9 protein-coding genes are annotated in these 12495 nt (G+C 42.4%); 6 read left to right on the top strand and 3 right to left on the bottom strand.

Annotated features, from left to right (window positions below; genetic code table 11):
- The first annotated feature begins 317 nt into the window (after positions 1-317).
- The gene (locus OQ5_RS0112375) at positions 318-1961 is read left to right on the top strand and encodes a diphosphate--fructose-6-phosphate 1-phosphotransferase (RefSeq protein WP_016777789.1); all 1644 of its coding nucleotides are present in this window, start codon (positions 318-320) and stop codon (positions 1959-1961) included.
- A 171-nt stretch (positions 1962-2132) separates the two neighbouring features.
- Positions 2133-2531 (top strand): RrF2 family transcriptional regulator, encoded by a 399-nt coding sequence (locus tag OQ5_RS0112380; RefSeq protein WP_016777790.1) that lies wholly within the window; start codon positions 2133-2135, stop codon positions 2529-2531.
- Here the strand turns inward: OQ5_RS0112380 and OQ5_RS0112385 are convergent.
- Together OQ5_RS0112385 and OQ5_RS0112390 are read right to left on the bottom strand one after the other, a co-directional pair.
- Complete coding sequence (locus tag OQ5_RS0112385) at positions 2522-3244, bottom strand: 16S rRNA (uracil(1498)-N(3))-methyltransferase (protein WP_016777791.1); 723 nt, start codon at positions 3242-3244, stop codon at positions 2522-2524. The genes OQ5_RS0112380 and OQ5_RS0112385 overlap by 10 nt on opposite strands.
- A gap of 54 nt (positions 3245-3298) precedes the next feature.
- On the bottom strand, positions 3299-5548 hold the full coding sequence (locus OQ5_RS0112390) for a sensor histidine kinase (RefSeq protein ID WP_016777792.1): 2250 nt from the start codon (positions 5546-5548) through the stop codon (positions 3299-3301).
- Positions 5549-5912: 364 nt separating this feature from the next.
- Between OQ5_RS0112390 and OQ5_RS0112400 the strand changes: the two genes are divergently transcribed.
- The 4 genes from OQ5_RS0112400 to OQ5_RS0112420 all read left to right on the top strand — a co-directional run bounded on the left by OQ5_RS0112400 (position 5913) and on the right by OQ5_RS0112420 (position 11391).
- Entirely contained in the window at positions 5913-6980 is a 1068-nt protein-coding gene (locus tag OQ5_RS0112400; RefSeq protein ID WP_016777794.1) for a hypothetical protein, read from the top strand.
- Positions 6981-7167: 187 nt separating this feature from the next.
- Positions 7168-8523 (top strand): adenylosuccinate lyase, encoded by a 1356-nt coding sequence (gene purB / locus OQ5_RS0112410; RefSeq protein WP_016777796.1) that lies wholly within the window; start codon positions 7168-7170, stop codon positions 8521-8523.
- Positions 8524-8671: 148 nt separating this feature from the next.
- Positions 8672-10492 carry an ABC transporter ATP-binding protein gene (locus tag OQ5_RS0112415; RefSeq protein WP_016777797.1) on the top strand — a complete coding sequence of 607 codons (1821 nt, stop codon included), beginning with the start codon at positions 8672-8674 and terminating at the stop codon, positions 10490-10492.
- Between the two features lie 233 nt (positions 10493-10725).
- Positions 10726-11391: a hypothetical protein gene (locus tag OQ5_RS0112420; RefSeq protein WP_176694085.1), complete on the top strand. Its 666-nt coding sequence runs from the start codon at positions 10726-10728 to the stop codon at positions 11389-11391.
- A gap of 43 nt (positions 11392-11434) precedes the next feature.
- Here OQ5_RS0112420 and OQ5_RS0112425 read toward each other — a convergent pair whose 3' ends face one another.
- Positions 11435-12154 (bottom strand): (Fe-S)-binding protein, encoded by a 720-nt coding sequence (locus OQ5_RS0112425; protein ID WP_016777799.1) that lies wholly within the window; start codon positions 12152-12154, stop codon positions 11435-11437.
- Positions 12155-12495 lie beyond the last annotated feature (341 nt).

A 12495-nucleotide genomic window follows, 5' to 3' on the forward strand; every position in this document is an offset into this window, starting at 1 on the left:
CTCCAGCAACCAGCAACCAGTAACCAGCAACCAGTAACCAGCAACCAGCAACCAGTAACCAGCAACCAGCAACCAGCAACCAGCAACCAGCAACCAGCAACTAACATCTCCCTTCTCCCTTCTCCCTTCTCCCTTCTCCCTTCTCCCTGTTTTATCATTTTTAAGCATCGATTTTTTCTATTCTGAAAAAATATTTTCAAATTTGCAGCTGGAAAATCAGGAAGTTGCTAAGTTGAAAACAAAAGAGGTCAATTTACTTCCGATTTATTAATATTACCCCGTTACAATTAAAAAATTTCAATAAACCATTTTGTAATATGATAAAAAGTCCACTCCAAACCGCGAGGGAAAAGTATGTTCCCAAAGTTCCTGCTGCACTAAAAGGCAGCGTAAAAATTGTTGAAGGAAAAAAGACCCAATCGGTTGCAGACCAGTCCGATATTGAAAAGATGTTTCCCAATACTTACGGGTTACCCGTTTTGTCGTTTGAGACCGACAGCAATGAGAAAAAATACCCGGCTCAAAAGGTGGGAGTCATTCTTTCAGGGGGACAGGCTCCTGGCGGGCACAATGTGATTTCCGGACTTTTCGATGGACTGAAAAGACTTAACAACGACAGTAAGCTTTATGGCTTTCTGGGTGGACCCAGTGGTCTTACCGATAATGAATATGAGGAACTGACTTCAGATATTATTGATCATTACCGGAATACCGGAGGATTCGACATCATTGGTTCAGGAAGAACCAAGCTTGAAGAAGAAGCCCAGTTTGACAAAGCGCTTGAAAACTGTAAAAAATTGGGCATCAATGCTCTGGTAATTATAGGTGGTGATGATTCGAACACCAATGCCGCTGTGCTGGCCGAGTACTTTGTTGCAAAAGGTGCGAATATTCAGGTTATTGGTGTTCCCAAAACCATAGACGGGGATTTGAAGACCGAAATGATTGAGACTTCCTTTGGATTTGACACCGCCTGCAAAGTTTACAGCGAGCTTATCGGAAATATTCAGCGTGATGCCAATTCGGCCAAAAAATACTATCATTTTATAAAGCTGATGGGACGTTCGGCTTCGCATATTGCGTTGGAATGTGCGCTTCAGACACAACCCAACGTGGCTATTATATCCGAAGAAGTTGAAGCTAAAAACATGACCCTCGACGGCGTGGTCGATCAGATAGTCGAAGTGGTCGTTAAACGTGCCGAAAAAGGGGATAATTTCGGGTCGGTACTGGTGCCCGAAGGCCTGGTTGAATTCATTCCAGCCATGAAATCCCTGATTGGAGAATTGAACGATCTTTTGGCAAAGCATGAATCGGAAGTCACCGCGCTGGAAAGTAATAAAGAACGCCGCGACTTTGTTGCCGAAAAACTTTCCAAAGCGTCGGCCGAAGTGTTTACCCATCTTCCCAACAGTTTTGCCAATCAGCTTCTGCTGGATCGTGACCCGCACGGAAACGTTCAGGTTTCGATGATTGAGACCGAAAAACTTCTGATCGACATGGTGAAAGCCAAAGTCAAAAAACTCAAAAAGGAAGGAAAATTCAACGGTAAGTTCAAAGGTCAGGCCCACTTTTTCGGATATGAAGGCAGATGTGCTGCCCCGACTAATTTTGATGCCGATTACACTTATTCTCTCGGGAATACTGCTTCCATTCTGATCGCTGAAGGAAAAACCGGTTATATGGCTGCTGTTCGCAACCTTAAAGCACCTGCCGATGAGTGGATAGCAGGAGGCGTGCCCATTACAAGCATGATGAATATGGAACGTCGCCACGGTACCATGAAGCCGGTTATTCAGAAAGCGTTGGTTAAGCTGGATGGTAAACCGTTTATGACATTTGCCGAAAATCGTGAAGAATGGGCTATGAACACGCTATATGTTTATCCCGGACCTATCCAGTACTTTGGACCCAAAGAAGTGTGTGATCTACCGACAAAGACGCTGGAGCTTGAACATTAACATGCAATGAACAAATATTTTAGTTTAAGCAGCCCGTATTCCGGAAACGTTTGTTTCGCGGTTACGGGTTGTTTTTATTTTTTTATCTTTGAGTCGTGATCCTGCTGCTGAGAGATTTTTCGGGGGCGGGCACAGTCTCGATCTGAGACAATACCTTAAAGCATAACTGCAATGGCTAATATCATCGCTCTCACCGAAGCTGCTTCAATAGGACTCCACAGTATGGTGTTGATAGCCCGGTCGGATGAGGTGCTGAACGTGAGTAAAATTTCCGACTTTATCGGCAGTTCACGTCATCATGTTGCTAAAATAATGCAGCGATTATCCAAAGCCGGATTTGTATCACCTAACCGGGGGCCTTCCGGTGGGTTTGTATTGAAGAAATTACCCGGAGAAATCACGCTTCTTGATGTTTATGAAGCCATTGAAGGACCACTGGCAGTCCAGACCTGCCCGATGAACAGGGATGTTTGTCCCTTTGGTGAATGTTTATTGGGTGATCTTTCTCTTCGTGTTTCCCGTCAAATTAAAGATTATCTGGGGAGTCACACACTTCAGGATTACCTTTGACCTTCTTCCGTCATCTTAACGGACATGCAAGCCGCAATTCCTGCGGTTTCTGTTCTTAGCCTGTTTTTCCCCAGTGAAACGGGAATAAAGCCTTTCTCTTTTGCGAGCAACACTTCGCTTTCAGAAAAATCTCCCTCAGGTCCGATAAGAATCAAAACATCGTCGTTCTCTTTCTTGTTTTTCAAAAGGTGAGGCAGATATTGCTGCTCTTCCTGGTTATCGCAGTAAGCAATGTATTTCAGTGATTCGGGTAAATCGAAATTAAGGAAATCCCGTATGCTCGTTAATTCCGTTATCTCAGGTTTCCAAAGACGCAGTGATTGTTTAGTGGCAGCCGTCAGCACTCTTTCCAGCCGTTGCAACCTGATGTGCTTTCGTTCCGATTGATGGCACAAAAGCGGTGTTATTTTGTCGATACCAAGTTCCGTGCTCTTCTCCAGAAACCATTCAAATCTGTCGATGCTCTTTGTCGGAGCAATGGCAATATGGCATTTTCCTTCGGGTTCATCTTCGATTTCCGTATTTTCAATTTTTATGCGGCACGCTTTTGCCGAAGCCTCTGTTATTGTTCCGGTGGCACGTACTCCTTTCCCGTTGATGACGTGAATGGTATCTCCCTTATTATGACGAAGAACTTTTATACAGTGGCGTGACTCTTCTTCGTTAAGAAAACCTCCGTTGGTCAGTATTTCGGGTTCGTAGAAAATTTGCATGGTTGTTATGTTGCCGGGTTCCGGATTTTATACCGCCCTTATGAATAATGCAGGTTAAAAATGAACACCTGCTTTTAATGTTTTAAATTCGCAGGGCAGGGTAAAGAAGAAAGTTGAGCCTTCTCCCGGTTCCGATTCGAACCATATCTCTCCTTTCATCATTGTTATCAGGCTTTTGGTAATGGCCAATCCCAGTCCCGTACCACCAAATCTTTTTACAGAGCTTTCATCCACCTGTCTGAAACGTTCAAAAATAATGTTTTTATGTTTCGGGTCAATACCCTGTCCGCTGTCTTTCACTTCAAACGTCAGTGTTTTTTGGTCTTTAATGGTGTATTGTATCTGTATGTAACCTTTTTCGGTAAATTTTATCGCATTGGTTAAAAGATTCAGAAGAATTTGCTGAAGCCGGTAAGGGTCTGAATTAATAAAGAAGTTGTCATCATCGATGCCGTGCTTAACCAGTAATTCTATTCCGCTTTTCTTTTTCTGTTGCATCAGATTGATACAAATATTCCTGATATCTCCAAGCAGGTTATGAAGATCGAAAGTTTCCTTTTTTATTTGTAATTGTCCCGATTCGATTTTGGAGATGTCGATGATGTCATTGATGATGTTCAGCAGGTTTTCACCGCTGTTTTTAATCATTTCCAGGTATCTTCGGTTGTCATTTTCGGGGGATGCTTCAACGTTCATTAGTTCGGTAAATCCCAGTATGGCATTCATGGGTGTTCTTATTTCATGGCTCATATTGGCGAGGAAAGCAGATTTCAGCCGGTCACTTTCTTCTGCTTTCTCCTTGGCTTCTTTCAGCTGTTCTTCAAACTCTTTCTGCGACTGAATTTCAGTGATTGTACCAACCATTCGAAGGGGATTCTGACTCTCATCGCGTTCTGTGATTTTGCCGTGTATTGAAAACCAGATATAATTACCGGGTTTTGTACGCAATCTTGCTTCACAATGAAACATTTGAGCATGTCCGTTTTTATGCATTTGAAACGCTTCGGAAACCTGTTGCTGGTCGTCATGATGAAAAAGCGTTGCGTATGTTGATGTGTTAAAACCGATTTCGTTGGGGTTATGGTATAGTAATAACTGTGCAAATCGTTGACTCAGAAATACATCGCCGGATAAAAAGTCAACATCCCACAATCCTTCATTGGCACCTTCAAGGGCCATTTCCAGACGGTTCTCACTTTGCATTAGTTGCTTTTCTGCTTTTCTTTTCTGGCTGATGACGCGCAGAAGTATAAGGATAATGATCAGAAGAAAAGCAAGTATAGAAGTAACGATTATCAGCTCTCGCTGAAACCGTTCGAAGGGGTTTTCGGGCTTATTGAGCAGGATAGGTTTGGGTGTCAGTGCCGAGTAGTTGATACCGTTTTTATTGAGCTGACGGTAGTCGAGCATCAGTTTTTCGGGGGTAGGGGCCAGCCAGGGAATGTTTGCTTTGCCTTGTAGCATTTTTTTCATGATCCGGGCTGCTTCACGTCCCTGGTCCCATCCTCTGATAACCACACCTCCTACCATGAAGTCGCCAAAAAGAAAATCCCAGTTGCTATATATCGGTGCCTGGCAGTTATTATGAAAAAGTCCGGATTCCTGAATCATTTCACGCGGGATTCCGTTTCGCCGGATGTACAAACTCAGTAAGTAAATAACTTTGTGGTCGGAACATATATTTTTCAGTTCATAAGTCAGTTGTTCCGGTGATTTAGCTTTCACCATTCTGTATTTTAAGTCGGGGTGTTTAGTGGTAACCGTTTCGATAAACTGATTGCTGAATATTCTCCCGGAGACGGTTGAGTCGGAGATCACTATCAACTCGTCGAGGTCGGGATGCAGTTGTTTAATGAGATGCAAAGTGCTGTCGATATTGATTTGCTCATTAACGCCTTTGAATTGTGTGGTATCGATCTTGTAATCCCTGATATTGTTATTCCCGCAAAAAGCAACGGGAACATCACCCCAAATGCGGTCGCCATAACGCAGGAAAAAGTCAAAAGCGTTGTTGTCACTGATTATGATACCGTCAATTTCGGCCGATGAATATTTGCGGCGATAAACTTCACGTAATTGTTCGATGTATTCCTTGTTCTGAAACCGCTTTGAGTCCATATATTCGACAAATACCCTGTATTTTCCGGCGTCTGAAAACTCATCCAATACACCCCTGGTAATATCAGCCGTCCATTTGAAGGTAGGATGATAAGAGTTAAGTAACACAATGTCTGTGAAACTTTTCTCTCCTCTGGCCAAAAAAGGAAAAAGTAATGTCAAAAGTATTACCGGAATGGTTTTCACTTGCTTGAATTCCTTGATATTGAATATCTGAGCCCGGTCTAAAAAGCATCTTTGTTGCCAAACTCTGTGTTGTTTTAAATTTTTGCATCCTCATTAACGACGGGTTAACTCCGGTACAAAAATTTAAAACGCCTTTATTTTGACAAAAATATGCTTTTTATACCGCACTCATTTTTCATTACGAAAACTTATAAATAAAAATATGGAATTTTTGGAGATGCTCAAAACCAGGAAAAAGAATAAATGCTCTTTTTGTCGCAGTCTCATCTTCATTTTCGGGCTGTTCATCAAACATTTCTTTACACAGTGCCTCATACCCCGCTATATTTACTTCAAAAATTGAAAAAATCAAAAACCGAGAGTTATGAAGAAAAGTTTCTTTGATGTTCTTACAGTCATTATGGTTTTAGTGGCAATTAATTCTTGCACCAAAGAATTTACGGATGGCCTTGAAACCGATCCTCCCCTTAAAAACGGTGCAATTACCGTACCTCCCACTGAATGCGGACAGAATCAGGCATTTGATTTGTATGCAGGACAGCACATAAAAGCCGGCTATGTTTATGTTTCGAACGACGAAGACAATCTGTATGTTACCTATTCAACATCTATGGGATGGGAACTTACTGAAGCTCATCTTTTTGTGGGTGACATATATGATCTTCCGCGAAATAAACCCGGCATTCCTGTTCCGGGACACTTCCCTTATTCCGTTGAGGACCTTCCTGACGGGACCAGTGAGTATACCTTTACCATCCCGTTATCAGAGCTTCCTGACTCTGGTTGCCTGGCTGTTGTGCCTCACGGTGTGGTCGAAATAGAAGGTTATGAAGAAACGGCCTGGCTTCTGGATATAACATTTAAAGAAGTTTTTAAGATTAAACGTTGGGGCGGTTACGCTGAGTATTGCCCGGTAGATTGTGAAGATGAATGTGAACTTGAAATAAACGGATGGGTGCATGGTACCAAACTGAGGAATGCCACCGATGAAGAAGGCAACAACTATGGTTTTGTTCTTGGAATGTACAATAATATCGTGCCTGAAGAAGGCGAATTCCTGGTCAGCAAACTTTTCGGAAACGATCCTTATGCCGGTGAGACAACCGGAAAAATGGAAGTACATGTCACATCCGACAAATTGCTGGTAACTTTCGAGGATGAATCACTGATGTCGGGTGATGTTTTTGATATTGAATTTACCACAATACTTTTTTATGCAGGTAGTTTCAGCGATCTAAAAGAGAACTATTACAGCGAAACACAGGATCTGCTTTACATGGATTTTCCTTACCGCTACGATTTTACGTCGCCACGGCCTTCAAGTTTTTCTTTTGAGGTGCCTCTGGATGGGTTACCGCTTAATCCGGACGGAACAATAACCATTATCGGTAAAGCATTCTATTGTGTGGAAGTAAACGAGACGGATGATTAATTGTGAAGAACAATGACATCTTTACTTTTGAAGCCCGGGCTTAAGTGAGCATCGGGCTTTATTATTTAGTGTCTGTCCATAAAGTACCATTTGCTGTGTTATGCTCGCCGCCAAAATAGCCCTTTCAGGAGCAGCCTCCATCATCATTTTTTTTCTACCTTTGTGGCGGTGTAAAAGGAAGACAATTATGACAGACTTGCATTTGCTTACAGCAATATCCCCAATAGACGGCCGGTACCGTTCGAAAGTGGACGGCCTTGCACTTTATTTTTCCGAGTATGCTCTTATTCGTTACAGGGTAATGGTAGAAGTGGAATATTTCATTGCCTTGTGTGAGGAGCCGCTGGAACAGTTGAAAAATTTTGATCATGGTAAGTTCGATGCATTGCGTGCCATCTACAGGAACTTTCAGCTCGAGGATGCCGAACGTGTTAAGGAAATAGAGAATGTAACCAATCATGATGTTAAGGCTGTTGAATATTACCTGAAAGAACAATTCGATCGTCTGGAATTGAAAGGATTTAAAGAGTTTATACATTTCGGTCTTACTTCACAGGATATTAATAATACCGCAATTCCTGCCTCGCTTCGCGATGCTGTGCACGATATTTATTATCCGTTTCTGGAAGAACTGATCTCTAAACTCGAAGCGCTTTCCAATGAATGGAGAGATGTCCCTATGTTGGCCAGAACACACGGGCAGCCTGCTTCTCCTACGCGCCTGGGGAAAGAGGTTCGCGTTTTCGTGGAACGCCTTAAACGGCAGTTGGTTTTGCTTAAAGACATTCCCTGTCCGGCAAAATTTGGCGGTGCTACCGGTAATTTTAATGCACACAAGGCTGCCTATCCGGAGGTGGATTGGGTTGATTTTGCCAATCGTTTTGTCGGAGAAAAACTCCGGATGGAGCGTGAGCAGGTGACCACACAAATATCCAATTACGATAATCTGGCAGCCATTTTCGATAATTTCAAGCGCATCAATACCATTCTTATTGATTTGGCCAGAGACTTCTGGTCATATATAATGATGGAGTATTTTAAACAGAAAATCAAGAAGGGTGAAGTGGGTTCCAGTGCTATGCCGCACAAAGTGAATCCGATAGATTTTGAAAATGCAGAAGGAAATCTGGGAGTGGCAAATGCACTGTTTGAACATCTTTCGGCCAAACTTCCGGTTTCAAGGCTTCAGCGCGATTTAACCGACAGTACTGTTTTACGCAACATTGGTGTTCCTCTGGCTCATTCGGTGCTGGCTATTCAGTCGTTGCAAAAAGGGCTGGGCAAGCTTTTAATCAACAAATCCGCTATAAACCGCGACCTGGAAAACAACTGGGCAGTAGTGGCCGAAGCCATGCAGACCATCTTGCGCCGTGAAGGATTTGCCAATCCTTATGAGGTTTTAAAAGACCTGACGCGCACCAATGAAGTGATCAATGAAGAATCTATTTCCCGTTTTGTTGATACATTAGAGGTGAATGAGCGGGTGAAAGATGAACTCAAAAAGATTTCTCCGCAGAATTATACCGGTGTCGATTTATTTTAGTAACATGCGGGATTACGGAGCTTTGAACAGCTTCTTTCCAATACGACTGATATCGGTTAATGCGATAATATTTTCTCTTACATGTTTTTGAAGTTCAGACACCAATAAAACCTAAAAATCTAAACATCTTAAATCTAAACATCTGTTAATGCGAGATTTCTGGTTCATAATGAAGCGGTTTCTGCCGCCCTACAAACATTTGCTGGTATTTAATGTTTTGTTCAATCTCCTTTCGGCCTTGTTTGCCGTTTTTTCGGTTGCTCTGATGATCCCTATGCTTGAGATTATTCTTGGGCAGGAAAGTGAGGTTTATGCATTGGTGGACTGGAATTTCAGTTTTAATGATCTTAAACACAATTTATATTACTACATCACGCGATTGAAAAGCAACTACGGCCCCGGTTGGTCGTTGCTTTTTGTCGGGGTATTTCTTGTTATCGGAACCTTCCTGAAAACCGGCTTTGCATATCTGGCCTCTTATACCAGTATCGGCATCAGAAATGGTGTTGTGCGTGACCTGAGATATCAGATATACCGGAAAATTTTGAATTTGCACAGCGGTTTTTTCAGTGAGGAGAAAAAGGGAGATATCATTGCCCGGTCGACCGGCGATGTTCAGGAAGTTGAAAACTCCATCATGTCGTCGCTCGATATGTTTCTTAAGAATCCGGTTCTTATTATGGTCTACCTGGCTGCCATGCTGATATTCAGCGTAAAACTCACACTTTTTGTTTTCATTGTTTTGCCATTGGCCGGTTACATTATCGGCCGGGTGGGCAAGAGTTTGAAAAAGACGTCGCGTGCAGGTCAGAATAAGATGGGCGATCTCCTGGGAATAATAGAGGAAACACTTTCCGGATTGCGTATCATCAAAGCTTTTAATGCTGAAAAACGAATGGATAACCGTTTCGACGGGGAAATAGAAGAATACCGCAGCATAATGAACCGCCTGATGCGACGAAGGGATCTGGCACATCCGATGAGTGAATTTCTCGGGACCATCGTGGTGGTTATTCTTGTATGGTTTGGTGGTACGCTGATTCTTACCGAGTCGGACACCATTAATGCTGCCGAATTTCTGGCTTATCTCGGGATTTTTTATCAGGTGATCAACCCGGCTAAAGCCTTTTCCAAGGCATTGTATAATATCCAGAAAGGGCTTGCGGCCTTCGACCGGATTGACGGCATTCTTAATGCCGAGGTAAAAATAAAAGAGTCGCCCAATGCCAAACCAATCGATGACTTAAAGCAGGGAATCGAATATCGTAATGTAACATTTGCCTATAACCAGGCACCTGTTCTCAAAAATATCTCTCTTTATATCCCCAAAGGAAAAACTATCGCACTGGTGGGACAGTCAGGCAGTGGTAAATCTACTTTTGTTGACCTTCTACCCCGGTTTTACGATGTGCGCGAGGGCGCTATCCTGATTGACGGCATTGATATCCGCGACCTTAAAATTCAGGATTTACGTCATCTGATGGGAAATGTAAATCAGGATGCCATTCTTTTTAATGATACCATTTTTAACAATATTGCTTTTGGTGTCGAAAATGCCACGCCGGAACAGGTTGAAGAGGCTGCCCGGGTGGCCAATGCACACGACTTTATCATGGCGACTGAACGTGGGTACGATACCATTGTAGGCGATCGAGGCGGACGTTTATCAGGCGGACAAAGGCAACGAATCAGCATAGCAAGGGCCGTCTTGAAAAATCCCCCCATTCTTATTCTTGATGAGGCCACTTCTGCTCTTGATACAGAGTCGGAGAAACTTGTGCAGGAAGCTCTTGAAAACCTGATGGCCAACCGTACTTCAATCGTTATCGCTCACCGACTGTCTACTGTCCGCAATGCCGATCGCATCTATGTTTTTCAGGATGGCGAAATTGTGGAAACCGGAGATCATCATGAGTTGGTTGAAAAAGGGGGGGTGTATCAGAAATTACACGAGCTGCAAATGCGATAGACGTAACCTGAGTAAATGTTCTTCGTAGAAATTCAGGGTTGACATTCTGGTTAAATGCCAGTCAAAGAATATGATGCAAAAGATTATAGCCTGAGGTTTTGAATAATGCGGGTTGTGTTCATCCCTGTAAAATTTATTTTTAAAGTCGGATGGCCTCCCTGGCTACCCCGATTTATAGGGGAGTAATCGGAGTTCGTTTCATTTTTCTATCTTTAAAAGCTTGGTTACTTAATATGCATGTTTTAAGTATTATACGATTCATCCCATATCTTATATCTAAAAATCTAAATATCTATTGTATACTATTATTAATTCTATGTTCTTTCGGCCATGTTTCCAATGCCCAGAAAATCCCCGAAACATGGGAATTCCCCGGAAAATACCATTCGCTAATCAGCTTCCTGGCCGATAGTCTTACCGATATTCATGATGTTAATATAAAGGTAAAAGAGAAATCCATTGGTACAACCATGGCTATACGGCCATCTTTCTTTTCGTTGTTTAAGAAACCAGAGAATCGTACCTATATTTTGTGCATTAACAGTGATGAGGCGTTTGACGGCGTTTTGCTGGAAGAGGTTCCGCCGGAAGCCCGGGTAGGACTTATGGCCCATGAGTTAATGCATGTGCGGGACTATAACAGTCGTCGTTTTCCGGGATTAATAAAACGTGGCTGGCAATATCTTTCCGGGAGAGGAAAGCATCGTTTTGAGCACGAAATCGACCAGATGGTTATTGACGAGGGCTTTGGGTTCTTTCTTTACTACTGGAACGCCTATGTTATTGACAAGTCCAACGCCAGCAATGACTACCGTGAATTCAAAAAGAGAATCTATATGCGGCCCTGGAGCATACTTACCGAACTGAATAAGATGGGAGAAATTGAGCTTCCGGAGTAGTGATTTAACCTGTATTATTCAAAAACGGCTCCCCGTTTATCGGTCAAAATCTGGCCAGAACGTCTGCAATGTGGATGGTTTTTATGGGCAATTCATTTTTCTTAATAAAACTTTCGATATTCAACAGGCAGGATGCCTCAGTTGAAACAATGTATTCGGCCCCGGTAGAGAGTGCATTTTCAACTTTTTGTTCCACCATAGCTGTTGACACCGGTACATATTTCACCATGAAAGTGCCGCCAAAACCACAGCATGTTGTATTGTCGGGTAATTCACGCAATTTCAGTCCCTCAACATTTGACAGGAGACGACGGGGTTCATCTTTTATGCCATATTCGCGAAGTGCCGAACAGGCATCATGGTAGGTTACTTTGTGCGGGAAACAGGCTTCGAAGTTTTCAAATTTCAGGTGATTAACCAGAAAATCGGTCAACTCCACCACATTTTTGCAAACACGGTCAACATCCTTTTTTTTATCGGGGTGCTCTTTAAACAATTCCGGGTAGTGATTGCGAATATATCCGGCACACGAAGCAGCAGGAATAACAATCGGACGGTCGTTTGGAAAATCCTTCAGAAATTTTTCTGCCACTTTCCTTGATGCATCCCAATATCCACTATTATAAGTGGGCTGACCACAACACGTCTGCCGGGGATTGTAATTAACCTCCACACCGGCTTTTTCAAGAATTTTTACGACGTTCCACCCGGTGCTGGGGTATAGCTGATCTATAAAACAGGGAATGAATAAATCTACAACCATGTTATGCGTTTATGTTTGATGCAAATTTAATGTTTACTTTGAGAAAGACAGACATGAAAGGGCACTTGTTATTAAGATTTATAGCACTTTCTGCAATTGCTTAGTAGCAATAGAAAGTTAGATTTTTAGATATAAGATAATTTGTAATATATTGATACACCGCATTGTAATAAATAAATATTGATATAAATGAGTGTGGTATAAAAAGCATATTTTTGTCAAAGTCAAGACGTTTTAAATTTTTCACCGGAGTTAACTCGTTGTTAATGAGGATTCAATAATTTAAAACACCACAGAGTTTGGCAATAAAGATGCTTTTTAGACCGGGCTCATATAATATA

This window comes from Anaerophaga thermohalophila str. Valhall, assembly GCF_000250735.1.
GTDB lineage: Bacteria > Bacteroidota > Bacteroidia > Bacteroidales > Marinilabiliaceae > Anaerophaga > Anaerophaga thermohalophila_A.